At 70.5% G+C, this 18,089-nt stretch carries 19 protein-coding genes, 1 tRNA gene and 1 riboswitch; of the genes, 13 read left to right on the top strand and 7 right to left on the bottom strand.

Annotation, left to right across the window (positions count from 1 at the left end; all coding sequences use genetic code 11):
* Nucleotides 1-61: 61 nt before the first annotated feature.
* Nucleotides 62-928 (top strand): hypothetical protein, encoded by an 867-nt coding sequence (locus J2850_RS13720; protein ID WP_209982491.1) that lies wholly within the window; start codon nucleotides 62-64, stop codon nucleotides 926-928.
* Nucleotides 915-1,436: a hypothetical protein gene (locus J2850_RS13725; RefSeq protein WP_209982494.1), complete on the top strand. Its 522-nt coding sequence runs from the start codon at nucleotides 915-917 to the stop codon at nucleotides 1,434-1,436. Before J2850_RS13720 ends, J2850_RS13725 begins: the two co-directional genes overlap by 14 nt.
* Before the next feature lie 15 nt (nucleotides 1,437-1,451).
* Here the strand turns inward: J2850_RS13725 and lipB are convergent, their stop codons facing one another.
* A complete protein-coding gene (gene lipB / locus J2850_RS13730) occupies nucleotides 1,452-2,198 on the bottom strand; it encodes a lipoyl(octanoyl) transferase LipB (protein WP_209982496.1) in 747 nt (248 codons plus the stop codon).
* Between the two features lie 151 nt (nucleotides 2,199-2,349).
* On the opposite strand from lipB, the gene J2850_RS13735 reads away from it, so the two are divergent.
* Nucleotides 2,350-2,434 (top strand) — tRNA-Leu (locus J2850_RS13735).
* A gap of 90 nt (nucleotides 2,435-2,524) precedes the next feature.
* Here J2850_RS13735 and J2850_RS13740 read toward each other — a convergent pair.
* Together J2850_RS13740 and J2850_RS13745 are read right to left on the bottom strand one after the other, a co-directional pair.
* Nucleotides 2,525-3,253: a phosphatase PAP2 family protein gene (locus J2850_RS13740; RefSeq protein ID WP_209982498.1), complete on the bottom strand. Its 729-nt coding sequence runs from the start codon at nucleotides 3,251-3,253 to the stop codon at nucleotides 2,525-2,527.
* A gap of 98 nt (nucleotides 3,254-3,351) precedes the next feature.
* Nucleotides 3,352-3,654 (bottom strand): STAS domain-containing protein, encoded by a 303-nt coding sequence (locus J2850_RS13745; protein ID WP_209982500.1) that lies wholly within the window; start codon nucleotides 3,652-3,654, stop codon nucleotides 3,352-3,354.
* 352 nt (nucleotides 3,655-4,006) lie between these two features.
* Here J2850_RS13745 and mgtE point away from each other — a divergent pair, with 352 nt between their 5' ends.
* Nucleotides 4,007-5,431 (top strand): magnesium transporter, encoded by a 1,425-nt coding sequence (gene mgtE, locus J2850_RS13750; RefSeq protein WP_209982502.1) that lies wholly within the window; start codon nucleotides 4,007-4,009, stop codon nucleotides 5,429-5,431.
* 58 nt (nucleotides 5,432-5,489) lie between these two features.
* Here the strand turns inward: mgtE and J2850_RS32075 are convergent, their stop codons facing one another.
* Nucleotides 5,490-7,547: a methyl-accepting chemotaxis protein gene (locus J2850_RS32075; protein WP_209982504.1), complete on the bottom strand. Its 2,058-nt coding sequence runs from the start codon at nucleotides 7,545-7,547 to the stop codon at nucleotides 5,490-5,492.
* Nucleotides 7,548-7,806: 259 nt separating this feature from the next.
* Nucleotides 7,807-7,906: riboswitch (TPP riboswitch) on the top strand.
* Between J2850_RS32075 and thiO the strand changes: the two genes are divergently transcribed.
* The 5 genes from thiO (at nucleotide 7,898) to J2850_RS13780 (ending at nucleotide 11,437) form a co-directional block, all read left to right on the top strand.
* Nucleotides 7,898-9,091: a glycine oxidase ThiO gene (gene thiO / locus J2850_RS13760; protein WP_209982506.1), complete on the top strand. Its 1,194-nt coding sequence runs from the start codon at nucleotides 7,898-7,900 to the stop codon at nucleotides 9,089-9,091. Its footprint overlaps the riboswitch before it by 9 nt.
* Nucleotides 9,088-9,297 carry a sulfur carrier protein ThiS gene (gene thiS / locus J2850_RS13765; protein WP_209982508.1) on the top strand — a complete coding sequence of 70 codons (210 nt, stop codon included), beginning with the start codon at nucleotides 9,088-9,090 and terminating at the stop codon, nucleotides 9,295-9,297. The genes thiO and thiS overlap by 4 nt, the downstream gene beginning before the upstream one ends.
* Before the next feature lie 194 nt (nucleotides 9,298-9,491).
* A complete protein-coding gene (gene thiG, locus J2850_RS13770; RefSeq protein WP_246513049.1) occupies nucleotides 9,492-10,349 on the top strand; it encodes a thiazole synthase in 858 nt (285 codons plus the stop codon).
* Nucleotides 10,350-10,484: 135 nt separating this feature from the next.
* On the top strand, nucleotides 10,485-10,928 hold the full coding sequence (locus tag J2850_RS13775) for a PaaI family thioesterase (RefSeq protein ID WP_209982510.1): 444 nt from the start codon (nucleotides 10,485-10,487) through the stop codon (nucleotides 10,926-10,928).
* Between the two features lie 29 nt (nucleotides 10,929-10,957).
* Nucleotides 10,958-11,437 carry a hypothetical protein gene (locus J2850_RS13780; RefSeq protein ID WP_246513050.1) on the top strand — a complete coding sequence of 160 codons (480 nt, stop codon included), beginning with the start codon at nucleotides 10,958-10,960 and terminating at the stop codon, nucleotides 11,435-11,437.
* A gap of 39 nt (nucleotides 11,438-11,476) precedes the next feature.
* On the opposite strand, the gene J2850_RS13785 is transcribed toward J2850_RS13780, so the two are convergent.
* The 3 genes from J2850_RS13785 to J2850_RS13795 all read right to left on the bottom strand — a co-directional run bounded on the left by J2850_RS13785 (nucleotide 11,477) and on the right by J2850_RS13795 (nucleotide 14,222).
* On the bottom strand, nucleotides 11,477-13,648 hold the full coding sequence (locus tag J2850_RS13785) for a DUF4139 domain-containing protein (protein WP_209982512.1): 2,172 nt from the start codon (nucleotides 13,646-13,648) through the stop codon (nucleotides 11,477-11,479).
* A gap of 71 nt (nucleotides 13,649-13,719) precedes the next feature.
* Complete coding sequence (locus J2850_RS13790; protein ID WP_209982514.1) at nucleotides 13,720-14,016, bottom strand: hypothetical protein; 297 nt, start codon at nucleotides 14,014-14,016, stop codon at nucleotides 13,720-13,722.
* Between the two features lie 20 nt (nucleotides 14,017-14,036).
* Complete coding sequence (locus tag J2850_RS13795) at nucleotides 14,037-14,222, bottom strand: hypothetical protein (RefSeq protein WP_209982516.1); 186 nt, start codon at nucleotides 14,220-14,222, stop codon at nucleotides 14,037-14,039.
* Nucleotides 14,223-14,541: 319 nt separating this feature from the next.
* Here J2850_RS13795 and J2850_RS13800 point away from each other — a divergent pair, with 319 nt between their 5' ends.
* From J2850_RS13800 to J2850_RS13815, 4 genes are all read left to right on the top strand, one after another.
* Nucleotides 14,542-15,255 (top strand): response regulator, encoded by a 714-nt coding sequence (locus tag J2850_RS13800; protein ID WP_209982518.1) that lies wholly within the window; start codon nucleotides 14,542-14,544, stop codon nucleotides 15,253-15,255.
* Nucleotides 15,256-15,429: 174 nt separating this feature from the next.
* Nucleotides 15,430-16,044: a 2-hydroxychromene-2-carboxylate isomerase gene (locus tag J2850_RS13805; RefSeq protein ID WP_209982520.1), complete on the top strand. Its 615-nt coding sequence runs from the start codon at nucleotides 15,430-15,432 to the stop codon at nucleotides 16,042-16,044.
* A 181-nt stretch (nucleotides 16,045-16,225) separates the two neighbouring features.
* Nucleotides 16,226-17,218 (top strand): potassium channel family protein, encoded by a 993-nt coding sequence (locus J2850_RS13810; protein ID WP_209982522.1) that lies wholly within the window; start codon nucleotides 16,226-16,228, stop codon nucleotides 17,216-17,218.
* Nucleotides 17,219-17,310: 92 nt separating this feature from the next.
* On the top strand, nucleotides 17,311-17,739 hold the full coding sequence (locus J2850_RS13815) for a DUF1489 family protein (protein ID WP_209982524.1): 429 nt from the start codon (nucleotides 17,311-17,313) through the stop codon (nucleotides 17,737-17,739).
* Nucleotides 17,740-18,089 lie beyond the last annotated feature (350 nt).

The following is an 18,089-nucleotide window of genomic DNA, read 5'->3' on the forward strand; positions in this document are numbered from 1 at the left end:
GCACTCCGCTAACCAAGACGGCGTCATGCTGGCCGGCGGTAGGCAGCGGAAGGCAACCGGGATGCCAAACGACGTCGCAGGCATGAAGGCGATGCTGGCCGGTGTCTTCGCCAGGGCGGCGGAGGCGAAGGGGAAGGCCGCCCGCAAGCAGGGTGCCGCCGCCGCCGCAACGCCGGCCTCCCGCAAGGCGCCGGCCCCCAGGGGGAACGATGATCCGGCGGTGCGCGTCACCGCGGGGTTCGACGCGGCGGAGGATGCGCCGGGCCGGCAACCCGATGGACCGCCTGGCCTCGCCGACCGTCTCGACCCGGCGGTCCGGACGCTGGCCCGCGACCTGGGACGGCTGCTCGCCGCCTTCGGCCTGGAGGACGAGGGGGCCGCGGCGGTCGAGCAGGCGATTGCCCGCCGTTTCGGCCCACAGGACCTGAGGCATGCGGCATCGACGCTCGACGCCGCGCCGCCGGCGCGGGAAGCGGCAGGGGAAGTGGAAGGGGAGATCGAGATCACGCTGTCAGGCGTCGTGCTGCGGGTGACGGACGGACCTCCGGCGCTGTCGGCCGACGAGGCCCGGCTCGACCTGTCGCGCCGCCCGGCGGAGGAGCGCTCCGCAGGTGGCGGCCTTGCCGGTGCTTTCGCCCGCCTGCGATCCGGCGCCCGCCCCTCCGCCGCGCTGACGGTCGCTGCCGGCGATCTGGCGGGCGACGCGCTGGAGAGCGTCATGGCGGTGCTGGGCCGGAGCATGACGGCGGAGCCCGAGGGACTGGAAGGGCGGGTGACGCTGTCGCCCCGCGCTGTCGCGGCCGAGGACGCGGGGGTGGAACTGTCGGTCACGCTCGCGGGACCGCTGGACCGCCTCGCCGCGGCGGAGCCGCCGGCCGCGCCGGCCGGCAGGGAGATCAGGGAGCAGGGGTTCGATGTGCGGATTTGACACGCGCCGCCATGGGGAGGCAGCGCTTTGCCTGTTCTTCTGCCTGGCGCTGCTTCCGGCCGGGCCGGCGCTGGCCGGCGCCCTGGAGCGGACGGAGCCCGGCCATGTGGCGCCGCCACAGCCGGGCACCAGCCTGCCGATCGCCCCGCCGATCGTGCAGTATGCCCTGCCGCCGCAATGGATGACCATCCGGTCCAAGGAGGACTGGCGCAAGGCCGGCAAGTTCGAGAAGGATCTGAGCCGGGAGTGCGCGGCCCTGCGCTTCAACGAGATCGCGCCGATGCGTTTCCGCGCCTATTTCAACGGACAGGTGATGGGCGTCGCCTTCGGCCACGGCCTGAACCTGCGCGATCCCGGCCGGAAGGCGGATCCCAAGAAGATCTATCTGTTCCGCAACGGCGATTCCACCGGCTGCACCGTGCAGTCGATGGACAACCAGGACCCGCGGGTGAATCCCGCCGGCGCCCAGGGGGGCGCCCCGGCCGCCGGCGGCTTCAAGAAATATTAGAGTCGTCCGTGTGATTCACGGCAACGCGCTTGGCGGAGTCCAGGCTGCTTCGCCGCCGCGCATGGGGCCGCCGAACACCTCCGGCCAAGTCGCGATCAGGGCGGAATCGACATCCTCCATCGTCACGAGCTGGCCGAGCGCCACGATGGAGGTGACGCCGTGCTCGGAGATGCCGCAGGGCACGATGCCGCCGAAATGCGACAGGTCCGGCTCGACGTTGAGCGCGATGCCGTGGAAGCTGACCCAGCGCCGCACCCGCACGCCGATGGCGGCGATCTTGTCCTCCTGCCCCCTCAGCCCGCCGTAGGGCTGCTTGTCGACCCAGATGCCGACCCGGCCCTCGCGCCGCTCGCCCCTGATGTTGAAGGAGGCGAGGGTGCGGATGATCCACTCCTCCAGGTCGCGGACGAAACCGCGGATGTCGGCACCGCGCGCCTTCAGGTCCAGCATCACGTAGGCCACGCGCTGGCCCGGCCCGTGATAGGTGTACTGGCCGCCGCGGCCGCTGCGGTAGACCGGGAAGCGGTCGGCCTCCAGCAGATCCTCGTCGCGGGCGCTGGTGCCGGCGGTGTAGAGCGGCGGATGCTCCAGCAGCCAGACCATTTCCGGCGCGGTGCCGGCGCGGATCGCCTCGACGCGCGCCTCCATCTCGGCGATCGCGTCGGGGTAGGGCACCGGCTCGTCGGAGATGCGCCACTCGATCGGGCGGTCGGCGGAGGCGGGCGGCGTCTGACTGGCGGGAGGGCTGGTCACGGTGGTCATTCGATCTGGTCTCGGCGGATGGGTCTGGTGCCGGTCGGCAAAATTCTTCGCGAAGGATGATTGTAACGCTTGATCACCCGTCGGGAAGCTGATATCTACCCGCTCCACCCGATGAGGCGCGCAAGCGCGGGTCGGGAACTACCAGCCTGATGCGGTCGTGGCGGAATTGGTAGACGCGCAGCGTTGAGGTCGCTGTGGGGCAACCCGTGGAAGTTCGAGTCTTCTCGACCGCACCACTCCCATGCAGATGGGACCATCCCGGGGATACGGGAGCGAACGAAAGGCCCGCAGGTCGCAAGACCGAGCGGGCTTTTTCGTGTCCGGCTTCAGGACAGCAGTGGGCGCAGCAGCTTCAGCGATCCGCCGCCGACGCGGCGGATGTCCTCGAACAGCACCATCATCTCGTAGATCAGCAGGAAGGCGCCGGCGTAGAACCAGGGCCTCCAATGCTCCTCGGCCCGTTCGGCCAACCGGTAGGCCCATGCCATCGGCGGCAGCCGGCCGGTGCCGAGGCGGGTAACGGCGATCGCCGCGGCGATGCCGATCAGGGCGCCGCCGGTCACGTCGCCTGGATAATGCAGGCCCAGATAGACGCGCGGCAGGCTGATCACCACCGCCGCCCACAGGCAGGCCAGCGCCCCCCACAGCCGGGAGGCGCGGACGAAGGTCGCCGCCAGCGCAAAGGCCAGCGCGGCGTTGTCGCTGGGGAACGAGCTCCAGTTCTTCAGGGCCTCGCGGTCCTGGCCGAGAGGCGGGACGAAGGCGATCGCGGCGTCGTGCAGCGGCCGTGGTCGCTCCGGCATCGCCGCCTGGATGAGGATGGAGGCCAGGACGGCCAGCGCCACGGCGGCCATGGCGTCCACCACCAGCCGCCGGGCGGCGGCGGTTTCCTCCCGGCGGAACCACAGCCACCACAGTCCGGCGCAGAACAGCCCCAGCTTGACCATGTAGATGTTGGCGATGCCGCGCACCGCCATGTCGAACGCGGCGCTGTGGCCGGCGAACCGGTTCAGCGACAGCAGCAGCGTCCGGTCCAGATGCAGCAGGGCTTCCACGGCGACTCCGCTGGTGGGGAGGGGAGCGGCCAGTGTTGCGGTTTTGTGACTGGACAGGTCAACGGCGCATCGGAAGGCGCCATCCGGGTTCCGGCACCTCAGCGGAACTCGATGTAGCGTTCCAGGGTGGCGCGGCGGAGCGCACGGACGACGTGGGGGGCCGCACCGCTGGCGACGATGTGGCCGCCGGCCTCGCGGCAGCGGTTGGCCAGGATGAACAGCATGCCGATGGCCGCGGAGTCGATGAAGGAGACGAAACGCAGGTCGAGCGGAACCACCGGCTTCGCCGCGAAGTCCCAGTGCCCGAGCATGTCGTGGAAGCGGGTCCCGTCCTCGTAGGTGCAGCGGCCGGACAGCAGGATGCCGTCGCGATCCCCGACGGTGGTGAAGGCATACTCCATCGGCGCTTCCGGCCCCTTTCTCTCCAAGATGCGACTCGGCCGCATGGGAGCACGAAGGATTGCTGCGGTGCAAGAGCATGGTGTGAAAGCAGCCCCGCCAGCCCGATCCGGACTGGACAAACGCGGGCGGCGCCTCTATGTCGGGGTCGTTCCCGGCACCGGGCCAGACCCGTGCCGCATGGGGGCTTCCACAAACCGCCAACGCCCGACGCCGATGTCCGGTGCCGATCTTCGGCACCCGTTCCCGGCGATGCCGGCCGACCGCCCGCAGGTCGTCCGGGATCCCGGAGCCGCGCCGCCGCAGCGGTGCCGGGCGTTCGCGCGTCGCCACCGTCGAAGGGAGGGTGCCGGCATGCACACCGATCCCCATGCGCCGCCGCCGCGGCCGGAAAAGGCTCCCCATCCCCCGTCCGGCCCCGAGCCCGACGACGAGCGCCCCTACGGCGTCGAGCCGGACTTCGTCGAGGAGATCGCCTCGCTGCTGCGCGCGCGCGAACGCGACGCCGTGCTGGCGCGGCTGGCGGAGCTGCATGCCGCCGATATCGCCGACCTGATCGAGCAGGCCGAGCCGGCCGAGCGCGCCGAGCTGATCGACCTGCTGCCGGCCGAACTGGACGGCGAGGTCCTGTCCTACCTGAACCCCGACCTGCGCGAGGCGCTGATCGGGCGGTTCGAACCGCAGGAACTGGCCGCCGCCGTCGCCGACCTCGACACCGACGACGCCGTCGAGCTGATCGAGGATCTGGACGCCGAGACGCGCGCCCAGATCCTGGCGAGCCTGCCGGAGGCCGAACGGGCACTGGTCCAGGAGAACCTGACCTACGACGAGGACAGCGCCGGCCGCATGATGCAGCGCGAGCTGGTCGCGGTGCCGGAGTTCTGGACGGTCGGCAAGACCATCGACTATGTCCGCGCGGCGACCGACGAACTGCCGGAGGACTTCTACGACATCTTCATCGTCGATCCGATGCACCGGGTGGTGGGGGCGGTGCCGCTGTCGCGCCTGCTGCGCCAGCGCCGCGCCGTGCGCATCGCCGACCTGGTGACCGGCGAGGTCGACGCCATTCCCGCCACCATGGAGCGGGCCGAGGTCGCCAACCTGTTCCGGCAATACGCCCTGGTCTCCGCCCCGGTGGTCGATGCCGCCGGACGGCTGATCGGCGTCATCACGGTGGACGACGTCGTCCGCATCATCGACCAGGAGGCGGAGGACGACCTGCGCAAGCTGAGCGGCTCCGGCGACACCGGCGTGTTCAGCGGCATCGCCGACATCGCCCGCGGCCGGGTCGGTTGGCTGACCGTCAACCTCGGCACCGCCTTCCTGGCCTCGGGCGTCATCTCGCTGTTCGAGGGGACCATCGAGCAGATCGTGGCGCTGGCGGTGCTGATGCCGATCGTCGCTTCGATGGGCGGCAACGCCGGCACCCAGACGCTGACCGTGGTGGTCCGCGCGCTGGCCACCCACGAGCTGTCCTCGGCCAACGCCCTGCGGGTGGTCGGCAAGGAGTTGCTGGTCGGGGTGATCAACGGCGGCATCTTCGCCCTGATGGTCGGGGTGATCGCGCTGGTGTGGTACGGGCCGCTGATCGGCATCGTCATCGCGCTCGCCATGATCATCAACCTGGTGGTGGCGGCGCTCAGCGGTGCGCTGATCCCGCTCGGGCTGGAGCGGATCGGCGTCGATCCGGCGGTGTCGAGCGCCGTGTTCCTCACCACGGTCACCGACGTGGTCGGGTTCCTGGCCTTCCTCGGGCTGGCGTCGATGTTCCTGCTGTAAGGGGGCCTCGGCCCGGCGCCCGTTGCCGGCCCCCCTTCGCCGGCCCCCGTCGCCGACCTCAGCCGGCGCGGTCGAGCCGTTTGAGGAAGCCGATGTAGTGGTTGATGTCCTCCATCCGCCGCGCGTGACCGTCCAGGTCGGCCAGGCGTTCCTCGATGATCCGCTGCGCGCCCCCCACCTCGGCGATCACCGCGTGGATGTCGGCCTGCAGCGCCTGGGACGCCTGCGCGGCCTTGTCCATGCGGGCGCTGGTGTCGTCGAGCTGGCCGCCGACCGCGCGCACCGACGACCCGATCCGGTCGATGGCCCGCCGGGTGTCGCCGAGCGTCTGCTTGGTGTCGTTGGCGAGCTTGCGCACCTCCGCCGCGACGACGGCGAAGCCCTTTCCCGCCTCGCCGGCGCGCGCCGCCTCGATGGTGGCGTTCAGCGCCAGCAGGTTGGTCTGGCTGGCGATGCCGTCGATGACCGCCAGGACCTTCTCGATGCTCGCCACCACCGACGAGAGCTGGCCGAACTCCCGGACCAGTTCCTCCCGGCGCTCGGCGTGGCCGTCGAACAGGCTGGCGTGGCGGTTCAGCGTCGCCTCGATGGTGGCCATGGAGCTGCCGATGCGCGTGGCATAGCCCGCGGTTTCCTGCACGCCGCCCGTCAGGGTGACCATGGCGTCGAGATAGCCGTGCATCCGCTCGATGATGCCGTTGCGGATGCGGCTCAGCAGGTCCAGGCGGTTGTAGCGGGTGGCGATGAAGTAGCTCTGGAACCGGGCGTAATGCACCGGGAAGCGGTCGACCATGTCGTCGGCGAAGGGAGTGCCGGCCGGCACCTCGAAGAACATCAGCGCCGACAGGGTCTGGTTGATGTTGATGCCCAGCAGCTCGCCGAAGGTGGAGAAGCCGGCGGCGGCGAGGCCGTCGAAGGCCCGCACCCGTGCCAGTTGGTCCGGGTTGTTCAGCCGGCGCAGGATGCAGTCGTTCAGGATGGCGCCCACCGGCCGCGGCTTGCCGCGCAGGTAGGCGGCGAGGTCGTCCTCGGTCTGGCGCACGAAATCGGTGGCCTCGACCAGGCACAGCGAATCGCCGGGATTGACGTCGCAGTAGAAGCTGACCTCGCCCTTGTCGAAGTCGAAGCCGGAAACCGAGCGAACGAACAGTTCGCCCTCCATCTCGACGGCGAAGGTGTTCCTGCCGAGCCGTGCCGGCAACTCCGCGGGCTGGCAGCGGAGCGTCCCGGCCAGCGCGTCGATGAAGCCGACCGCCTCGAAGCTGTCGCGGTCGATCACGCTGCGGACGATGCGGCGCATCGGGTCGGCGTCGACCACCGCGAACCGCGTCTGGGTGGGGCGGAAGTTCTGCGACTTGAAGACGCCGTAGCGGAAGCCCGGCGCCACCTTCAGGAAGATGGCGAGCGCGGTGTTCTGCATCACGCGCTGGCCGTCGAACAGCCACGTGTTGCGGAAGTCCAGCGTGCCGCCGGCCGAGCCGCCGATGAACAGGCAGGGGAAATGGCCGGAGCGGTAGATCGCCTCCATCAGCCAGCTTTCGCTGGCGGACAGCCCGTCGACGAAGGTCAGGGCCACGGTGTCGTGGCTGTCGATGGCGAACGGGACGCGGATGCGGTCCAGCTCTCCCCGGATGGCCTCGACCCTTGCGGCCACGGTGCCGTCCGCGCGGCCGGCGCGCAGATCCTCGCAATGCAGCGGGATGGCGTGGATGCTGACGCCGGCGAACAGCCGCGGGCTGAAGGATTGCAGGACCACGCTGTCCCAGCGGTCGCCGGCCTCGCGGTAGAGCGGCCGGTCCGCGGCGGCGCACAGCTCGCCGGCGGTGGAAACCAGCACCACCGGCGTGCCGGCCGGCAGCGCGTCGCGGACCTTGCGGGCGACGGCGGCGAAATCGGTATGGGGAGACACGAAGCCGACGACCAGGGCGGGCGCGCCGGCGGCGAAGCCCAGGCCACCGAGCGCCGCGGCGTCCAGTCGGCCGGCCGGCAGGCACAGGCTGCGGATCGGCGGCTCCGCCGTGGCGGGCGGCGGAACGGCGACCGGCGCCTGCGCGGCGGCCGTGCCGGGTCCTGCCTGGGCGGGAGCGGAGGCGGCCGGGCGGAAGAGTGACGGCATACAGGTGGACCCTCTCGTCATGTCGTTGCTTCCCGCACTCTTGTAGGGCCGGATCCTGTCCCTGGATCCGCATCGCGGGATGCTTTGCTGCATTTTAGTCCCTGCGCCTGGGAGGGGCACATCGGGGCCGGCCCTTATCCGGTGGCAGGCATCCGGCGGCATGCCGCCATGGTCCGCCCCTCCCTGCCGCGCCGGTCCGGCAAGGAAGCGTCCGGGCGATTCCGCTTGTGGGCGCAGCGGAATATTGGCATAAGGCAAGGACATAGGCCTGGGGTGCCGCGCGGTGGTCGTGCGGCTGAGAACACACCCATCGAACCTGTCTGGGTAATGCCAGCGAAGGGAGCCGCCGCATGATCCATGCGCCAGCATCGCATCCATTTTCCGTTTCCCAATCGGGGGCGCGCCCCTCCGTCGCCATCATCGGCGCCGGCTGCATCGGTCTGGCCGTCGCCTGGCGGCTGGCGTCCGCCGGCTGCCGGGTGGATGTGTTCGAACGGGGGGAGGCCGGGCGCGGCGCCACCCACGCCGCCGGCGGCATGCTGGCCGCCTGCGTGGAAACCGAGCCGGGCGAGGAGGGGTTGCTGCCGCTGACCCGTGCGTCGCAGGCGCTCTGGCCGGGCTTCGCGCGAGATCTGGAGGCGGCGAGCGGCCTGCCGGTCGACCTGCGTACCGACGGAACCATGGTCATCGCGCTGACGGCGGACGACGCGGCGAAGCTGCGGTTCCTGCACGGCTTCCAGCGCGACCTCGGGCTGCCGGTGGAGTGGCTGGGCGGCGCCGAGGTGCGGCGGCGCGAGCCCTTCCTGCAGCCCGGCGTTGCCGGCGCCCTGTTCTGCGCCGACGACCATCAGGTCGACAACCGCAAGCTCGCGGCGTCCCTGCGCCGCGCCGCCGGGGCCGCGGGCGTGCGGCTGCACGAGCATTGCGGCGAGGTGGCGCTGGCGGTGGAGGGGGGCCGGGCCGCCGGCCTGCTCGTCGGCGATGTCCTGCACCGGGCGGACTGCGTGGTACTGGCCGCCGGTGCCTGGGCGGCCGGTGTGCCCGGCCTGCCGGACGCCGCCCGACCTCCGGTACGGCCGGTGAAAGGGCAGATGATCTGCGTGCGCATGGACCCGCGGCTGCCGCTGCTGCGCCATGTGGTGTGGACCCCCGGCACCTACCTGATCCCGCGGCTTGACGGCCGGCTGCTGATCGGCGCCACCACCGAGGAGCGCGGCTTCGACGAGCGCCTCACCGCCGGCGGGCAGCTCGCCCTGCTGGACGGTGCCTGGCGGGCGCTTCCCGGCATCGCCGAGCTGCCGATCGAGGAGGCCTGGGCCGGCTTCCGGCCGGGCAGCCGCGACGACGCGCCGATCCTCGGGGAGTCCGGCCTTCCCGGCCTGATCCACGCCACGGGCCACCACCGCAACGGCATCCTGCTGACGCCGGTGACCGCCGACGGCATCGCCCGGCTGGTGCTGACCGGCGAAACCGATCCTCTTCTGCGTCCGTTCGGCCCCGGCCGCTTCGCCCGGCGTCCGGCCGAAACGGGAGCCGCAGCATGAGCGCGCTCCTGCACGTCAACGGCAGGGCGGAGCCGCTGGCCGCCGTCTCGGTCGCCGACCTGCTCGCCGCCCGCGGGATCGCCGCCGACGCCCGCGGCGTCGCCGTCGCGCTGAACGGTGCCCTCCTGCCGCGCGGCCGCTGGGCCGACACCAGGCTGCAGGACGGCGACTCGCTGGAAATCGTCCGCCCCATCCAGGGCGGCTGACGCCCCCGCCGCCCTCTTTCCCCTTCGGTGCCGGCCACGATAGGCGCCCATCGATGGATGTTGGACACTCACTGGACGATCGGGCCATGACGGCAAGGGAAAGCTCGTCCAGCCCAGTGGGCACGCCAACGCCGGGATGCATGCCGTGTCGCGCACCGGGAGGAGGAGGGGGGATCATCAGAAGGCTGTTCCCCATGTCCCATAGCTCCCAATCACCCACCTCTCAGTCACCCGCCCATCAGTCACCCGCTTCCCATTCCGGCGATCTTCTCGTCATCGCCGGGCGCGGTTTCTCGTCGCGCCTGTTCCTCGGCACCGCCGGCTATCCCAACCAGCAGGTCATGCTGGACGCGCTGGCGGCGAGCGGCAGCGAACTCGTCACCCTGGCGATCCGCCGCATCAGCCTCGACGGCTATTCGGAAAGCCTGGTCGACGTGCTGGCCCGCGCCACGGGCGGGCGGGCGGGCGGGCCGGTCGGGTTGCTGCCCAACACGGCCGGCTGCCTGACGGCGAAGGAGGCGGTGCTGACCGCCCAGCTCTCGCGCGAGGCACTGGAGACGCCCTGGATCAAGCTTGAGGTGATCGGCGACCGCGACCTGCTCTACCCCGACGTCGAGGAGCTGCTGCGCGCGACCGAGGAGTTGGTGAACGACGGTTTCGTCGTTCTGCCCTACTGCAACGACGATCCGGTGACCTGCCGCAAACTGGCCGATCTGGGAGCCGCGGCGGTGATGCCGCTCGGCGCCTTCATCGGGTCGGGCATGGGCATCCGCAACCCTCACGCCATCGAGACGATCTGTGCCCGCAGCCCGGTCCCGGTGGTGCTGGACGCCGGCATCGGCACCGCTTCCGATGCCGCCCGCGCCATGGAGCTCGGTTGCTCGGCGGTGCTGCTCAACACCGCGGTGTCGAAGGCGCGCGATCCGGTGCGGATGGCGGCTGCGATGCGCGACGCGGTGGCGGCGGGCCGCGCCGCCCGGCAGGCCGGCCGCATGCCGATGCGCGCCTTCGCCGAGCCGTCCAGCCCGCAGCTCGGCCTGATCGGGAGCTGAGGCACGGACCCCACCGCAGCCACCCCGCCGCATCGTGTCGGCCGTTCTTTGTCTTCGGCCGTTCTTTGTTTGTTGATCGGGCGGGACCTCTGCCGCAGGCTGTCGCCAGTGCAACCTTGCCGGAGGCTCCGTTCCGTGCCCGCCACTTTCGACCCGCGCGACCCAGACTGGAAGGCGCGCTGCCTTGCCTCATACGAACAGCAGCCCGTCTGCCGGACGCTCGGCATCGAGCTGACGGTGCTGGAGCCGGGCTTCTGCGAGATGCGCATGCCGTTCCGGGCCGACCTGACCCAGCAGCACGGCTATTTCCATGCCGGCGTCGTCACCACGCTGGCCGACAACGCCGGCGGGTTCGCCGCCTACACCCTGATGCCGGCGGGAGCCGAGGTGCTGGCGGCCGAATTCAAGATCAACCTGCTGGCTCCGGCCAAGGGCGAGGTGATGATCGCCCGCGCCCGCGTGGTGAAGCCCGGCCGCACCCTGGTCATCACCCAGGTCGAGGTGGCGATGCTGGAGGAGGGCCGCGAGCGCGACTGCGCCCTGATGCAGCAGACCGCCATCTGCGTGTTTCCGAAGTGATCCGCCATCCAGTTCGAAAGGGACCCCTGATGATGCCGTTGCTCAACCGGCCTGCGGCCGCATCCGTAACCCTGCCGGCCGCCTTCCTGCTGGCCGTCGGCCTCGCGGCGCTCGCCGCTCCGGCCGAGGCCAAGGACCCGCCCGCCTGCGCGGCCATCTCCTTCCGTCCGCTCGCCGCCGGCGGTCCCGACGGCGAGCAGGATGCCGGGCTGTACAAGTCCCGCTTCGGCAAGATCGAGGTGAAGGCGGACGTGAAGGGCGGACAGGCCACCAACTACTACATGGTGTTGAACGGCAAGAAGGTGGACGGTTCGACCACCCCGCCGAAGCTGTCCGACGCCTGCCTGAAATCCAAGCACGTCAAGCTGCCCTTCGCCAAGCAGGCGTCGGGTGCCTGCACCGGCAGCCGCTTCCGTGTGGTCGTCGACCGGTCCAGCGGCAAGCCGGTGGCGGCCTTCTTCGGGCTGCAGGGCGAGGACTGGGCCTATTGCAGCGCGACGGCGCTGTAGGCCCAGTCCCCTCGCGGCGCCGTCCGCGCTCCTGGCCCGTCAGATCGACAGGGTGCGGATGCGCTCGCGCAGGGCCCGCTGGGCCGCCTCGGACTCGCTGCGCGCGGTGGCGAGGTCACGGGCCAGCGTGTCCAGGCGGCTTTCCGCCTCGGTCATCTTGGCCAGCGTGCGCTTCTGCAGGTCGCTGCCGGCGGGCAGGGCCTTCAGGTTCTCGCGCAGGCGCTCCTGGTCGGCGACGCGCTCGTCCCGTTCGCGCTCCAGGTCGGCGATGCGGCGCTCCTTCTCGGCGACGGCGGCGCGCATGCCGGCCAGCATGTTCAAGGCCTGGCGCAGCTCGGCCGGCAGTTCCGCCGAGGCGGCCTGCGCGGCCAGTTCCTCGGGGTCGAGGTCGCCGAGCAGGATGCTCTCCTGGCGCGGCTGCTCCAGGGTGGCGGTCAAGGTCGCCGTCCCGCCGGCCGGAACGGTCAGCGGCAGCCGGTAGGCGCTGGCCGTGGCATCGGGTCCGGCACCCTGCTTCTCACGCGGCCGGCTGTCCTGCTGGCCGTCCGGTTTCGCGATGGCGGGTTCGACGAGGGTCCAGCCCGGACGGCGGGGATGCTCGATCACCACCTTGCGCTCCTGGTCGGGAGCGCCGGCGACGCGGTAGACCGTGGTCTGGCGGTCGGTGACCGACAGGGTCAGCACGCCGTCGGCGATGGTGGCGCGGGTGAGGCTGCGACCCGGCTTCTCCTCGCGGTCCACGGTGACGGCCTGGTCGACGGCGAAGGACAGAAGCCGGCTGTCACCCGCCGGCAGGGTCGCCATGCGGGCGTCGCCGACATAGGCGGCGCTGCCGTTCGCACGGTCGTAGAGGGCCAGCAGGCCCGGCGGCAGCGCCGTGCCGCCGTCATTGCCGAGGCGGAGCGACGCAAGGGGGTGGCGCGGATTGGTGGCCGGCTGGTAGAGCGCCACGCGCTCCACCGGCATGTCGCGCACCGCGATCGGCATCATCAGCGTGCCGCCGTCCGGCACCGTCACCGGCTGCGGATAGTGGAACAGAACCTGGGCGCCTTCGGCGGCGCCGGCATCGGCGCTCTGCAGCGCCGCCGCCTGGGGAGTCGCGGCCGGCGCGTAGGGGGGAGGGGCAGCCTTGGCCAGCGGCTCCTCCCTCGGGTCCGGTGCGATGGGGGCCGGGGCGGGAGCGGGGGCGGCACGCATCGCCTCGGCGCGCAGGGCCGGGCGGGGGGCGTCCATCGTGACGGTGCCCTCGTCGGCGCGGGGCAGGACGCGGCCGAGCACCTCGACCGGGATCTCCGGCCGCTCGACGAAGTAGGGGGTGTAGAGCGACTGGCGCAGGGTGACGGGGTTGCCCGAAACCACCGTGAGGTCGACGTCGCGCCAGTCCTCGCCGCTGAGATTCTCCAGCACCGCCCATCCCTGCAGCGCCCCCTTGCCGCCCTCGGGCGGCAGGCTCAGCCGGTAGGTCGCCTTCCACAGCGGCATCGGCGCGACGAAGCCGACATGCACGCGGCGGGTGCCGCCATCCTGCGTGCCATTGTCCTGCGTGCTCCCGCCCTGCGCGCCCCCGCCCTGCGCGCCGGCATGGACCGTCAGCCGCCGCCGTTCGCGGCGCGCGTTTTCCGCCACGGCCGACAACGCCCCGTCGATCCGCGCCTGCACCGCCGGATCGGTGAAACGCAGCGAATCGGCCTCCTCCAGCACAAGTTGCCGCAACCCGTCGGCCGTCATCAGCGTCACGCGGTGGCGGGTGGTGGTGGCGCCGTCGTTGCCGGGCAGGCGGACCGTCTCCTCGGTCACCGACATCAGCCGGCCGGTGAGCTGGCGTGGCCCGCCGGCGGTCACCTCGGCCCCCGTCATGGCGTTGAGCAGGGAAGCGGGGGAGGTGAGGTCGCCCTGCGAGAAGGGCAGCTCGCGGAAGGCGGTCTCCAGCGGCTCGGCCCCGGGAAGGCCGATGGTGCCGACGCCGCCCTTGTCGTCATAGACCACGATGCTCTTCAGCACGTCGTCGACCTGGTCGCGCCGCACCTCCAGCGTCAGGTCGGCGTTGCCGGTGACCGTCGCCTCATATTCGAAATAGCCGACGCCGCCGGTGGACAGCAGCACCCGGGTCAACGTCAGGCCGCCAGCCGCCGCCCCGCCTCCGTCGGCCGCCCAGGCGGAAGGGGCGATGAGCAGAAGCGCGGTGGAGGCGAGAAGGGTGACGCGGGGCATGGTGTGTCTCTCCGTTCCTGTGAATCCCGAACTGCCGGAATAACGGCGAATTCGGGCGGGAATAGGGAGAGTCATGGAACGGACGGATGGGGAGCGGACGGATGGGCGCCGTCCGTCCGCGACGGCGCCGCCAGCCAATGCTCCATCATGCGGTGCCACAGCCCGGTCGATGGCAGGCCGACCGGCATGACGGCGGGAATCAGGGGGGCGGGAAGCAGGAGGGCGGTGGCGGGGACGGCCGCCCCCGGCCTGCCGCACCGGGCCGGGCGGCGGTGGCCGTCGACGGCTGCCGGCCGCGCCCCGCCGCGCCGGAGCGGCAGGGAGCACGGCACCCGCACCGCCGTGGCATTGCCCTGGCGATTGTTCATGTCGTTCTGCGCGGCATCGGTCAGCGCGGGCGGCCGACCGCGCGGGCCGAGTCGAGATGACGCCGGGCTTCGCCCAGCAGCAGCCTCTGTTCCGCCAGCATCTCCCTGACCGATCCATGCGATGAATAGACCCGGACCTCGTTCAGCAGCCGGTCGGCGCGGTCGAGGAGGTTCAGTCGCTCCAGGCAGTGATCAATGTTCGACATGGCGGTTGTGCTCCTTTTTTTGGTCTTACCCCTGCACAGGTAGTCACGGCGGGCCGCGACCGTGGACGTGGCGATGGAGGAATCGGGCGGTCCGCTTGGCTTACCCTTTCCGTCTTGGGTCATCCCCTGTCCAATGGTCGAGATTTAAAGCACAAGTTGTTTCCGGTTAATGTCGGTCGTACGGAAATTTGATGTCGCCGGCGGGTCCAACGTTTCAGGCCTTTCACGAACCGGGGAAAGGCTGACACAAGGTTACGAAGTTGTAACGCGTTGCACACTGCTCGCGCGTGGGATAAGAAGGGCGGGGGAGGTACCAGGCATGCACATTCTCGCGGTCGACGATGATGAGCCGATTCGGGAGCTGTTGGCCTCCTACCTGGCGGGTGAAGGCTACCGGGTGACCACGGCGCACGACACCAGTTCGGCCAAGCAGGCGCTCGATGGCGATCCGGTCGATCTCGTGGTCTGCGACCTGCGGCTGCCGGACGGCGACGGCCTGGGGCTGGTTCGCCAGATCCGTACGGAATCGCACATTCCCGTCATCATCCTGTCGTCCAAGGACCAGGATGTCGACCGCATCGTCGGGCTGGAACTGGGGGCCGACGACTATCTGACCAAGCCCTTCAACCCGCGCGAACTGCTGGCGCGCATCAAGGCGGTCCTCCGCCGCGTGTCGGGCGACGGGCGGCCGCCGCGCAACCCGGACGAACTGCGCGCGGTGGTGCAGTTCGCCAACTGGGAACTCGATCTCACCGCGCAGCGCCTGCGCGGCCATGAGGGACGCGAGGTGGAGCTGACCAAGGCGGAGTTCGGACTGCTCGCCGCGTTCGTCAAGCGGCCGCAGCGTGTGCTGACCCGCGACCAGCTCCTCGACCTCACGCGGGTGGACGGGGCCGAGGTGTTCGATCGGTCGATCGACGTGCTGATCCTGCGGCTGCGCCGCAAGATCGAGGCGAATCCCAAGGAGCCGCGCATCATCAAGACCGAGCGCGGCGCCGGTTACGTCTTCGACGCCAAGGTCCGCACCGTCTGACAGCGTCTGGTCATTCCGGATGGCGGCGGTCGTCGACGGTGCGGATGTCCTGTGCCCGGCGGCTGCCGCAAACTGCTCCGGGAGCGCCCTGGACGCTCCCCGCCGCCCGCGTTAGCCTGTCTTCCAAATAGCTGGCGCACGGCCAGCTGACGCAGTGGACGGGAGGATGCGCGCGTGCCGGAGCCCATCGACTTCTATTTCGACTTCGCTTCGCCCTACGGGTATTTCGCCAGCCTGCGCATCGACGAGCTGGCTGCCCGTCATGGCCGCACCGTCACTTGGCGTCCGGTGCTGCTCGGCGCGATCTTCAAGGTGACGGGCATGAAGCCGAACCTGGAGCAGCCCTTGCGCGGCGAGTACCTGACCCACGACGTCGGCCGAATCGCCCGGCTGATCGATGCCCCCTTCACCTTCCCTGATTCGGCGCCGGTCAACGGCGTCGCGGCCTCGCGCGCCGTCTACTGGCTCGCCGACGAACATCCCGAACAGGCGAAGCTGCTGGCCCGCGCCCTCTACCATGCCCACTTCGCGGAGGGGCGCGACATTGGGCCGGCCGACACGGTGGCGGAGATCGCGGCCCGGACGCTGGGCAGCCTGGGGATCGACCGGGCCGGGGTGTCGGCGGCACTGCAGGATCCCGCCGTCAAGGACCGGCTGCGGGTCGAGAACGACGACGCGGTCGAGCGCGGCGTCTTCGGCTCCCCCTTCGTCATCGTCGACGGCGAACCATTCTGGGGCTGGGACCGGCTCGACATGGTCGATCGCTGGCTCGCCACCGGCGGGTGGTGACCGGATGAGGCGTCGAAGGGGCCGGACGTTCCGCGGACGCCGAGGCGCGCCGTGGAATCCCTGCAGGGCCTGCGGAAATCTCTGACGGTCCGGAGCGGCAAGCCGGTATAAGTGCGGATCAAGCGTCGCGCCGGTGCCGTACCGCCGCCGCTGCCTGCCCCCCCATACGGTTTGCCGCCCCATGGACCAGATCGTTCCCGACCGCCTTCCCCGGACGGCCAGCCCGCCTTCGTCCCTCCATGGCGGACGCGGTTCGTCCGGGCGGTCATGGCTGGGGGGAGCGCTGCTGACGGCCCTGCTGCTCGGGTTGATCGCCCTGTCGATCCGCTCGGTGTCGGGAAACCTGACCTTCGTGCTGCTGGGATCGGTCGGGCTGGTGGTCGGCGCCTTCCATTACCTGTTTCCGGGCAGCCAGTTCTTCACGCTGGCGCTCACCAATTTCATCGGCGTCTATGCCTGCATCTTCGTCTTCTTCCTGGAAAGCAACTTCCACAACATCAACCCGCTGGCGCAGGCGGTCGCCTTCGTCCTGCCGCTGATCGCCTTCCTCGGCGGCGCCTGGTGGCGGGCGGACGACATCCGCCGGATCGTCATGTCGCGCCGCCTGCGCGAAGGCGGGCATTTCGACCGCATCTTCCTGTGGATGGCGCCGGTCTGGGGCATCGGCGCCCTGACGTTCCTGGTGCCGTCGCAGGACATCGACGTCTGGACGGCGGGGGCGATCTTCCTGCTGGCGATGTCGGCCATCGCGGCCATCGTGGCGCTGGTCGCCCGCGACATCGCCGTCTTCCTGCTCGATGCCGGGCTGCTGTTCGAGGGATTCTTCCAGCAATCGGCCCGCCTCGTCCTGCCGGCCTTCGCCTTCCTGACCTTCTATTCGCTCTGCATCATCCTGTTCGGGGCGATCTACACGATCATGGACCGCTTCATGGCGGAGCCGAATTTCGTGATCGAGGGCGTGCGGCGCGACCTGACCTTCGCGGAGGGCATCTATTTCTCCATAGTGACCTTCGCCACCGTCGGCTACGGCGACATCCATCCGGTGTCCGGTCCGGTCCGGCTGGTCTGCGGCATCGAAATCATCATGGGCGTGCTGCTGCTGCTGTTCGGCTTCAGCGCCATCATCGGCCACGCCCGGCCGTCGTCGCGGTCGGACCGCAACGATCCGCTTTGATCATGGACGCTGTGATCGAAGGCAGCCGCCCGGCGACAACGCCATCCGCCGTCCTATGTTAGGAACGGTTCCGTCCCTTCAACGCAGCGATCATGCCTCTTCACCTCATCAAGCTCGCCGTCGGCGTCCGTGACCTCGACCATCTGGCCGAACTCCAGGGCAACCGCGCCATCACCAATGGCGCGGAAACCCGGATCCCCGTCTATACCCGCCGCCTGCCCAAGCGCGGCGACGAACTGCTGGCCGGTGGTTCGCTCTACTGGGTGGTCAAGGGCAGCGTCCTGGTGCGCCAGCCCATCCTCGCCATCGACACCGCAACCGACGCGGACGGGGAAAGCTACTGCACGCTCCACCTCGCCGCCGATCGGGTGCCGACGGTGCCGACAGCCCACCGCCCGTTCCAGGGCTGGCGCTACCTGACGGTCGAAGCGGCGCCGCCCGACCTGGCATCGGCCGGCGGCACCGGGGACGAACTGCCCGCCCATCTTGCCGCGGAGCTTCGCGAGCTTGGGCTTCTCTAGGAAAATCCGTCCGCCGATCGAACATAAAAATGCGCAAGGCGGCGAAAAAAGCGCTTGCGCGTCGGCGGGGGAGGCGCCTATAAACCGCTCCACCGATGGCGGGGCGCTGAACGAAGCGCGGCGCCGGCGGAGAAAACGGAAGCGATAACAGCAGGTTAGCGGTTACGGCTTCCGGGATCGACAGAAATTCCTCCGGCCATCGCGGCACACTCCCTGAAGAAGGGAGGCCGTTGACTGGCCGGTGCGGCGCGTCTCGGCGCTGCGGGTTCTTTGACAAGTTTATACCGTGTTGTGAGAAGGGATGCGCAGGCGGCGGCAGTTGGTAGCCGTTGCGGCCTGGGTGGTGCTGG

This window comes from Azospirillum picis (assembly GCF_017876115.1).
GTDB classification, from domain to species: Bacteria; Pseudomonadota; Alphaproteobacteria; order Azospirillales; family Azospirillaceae; genus Azospirillum; species Azospirillum picis.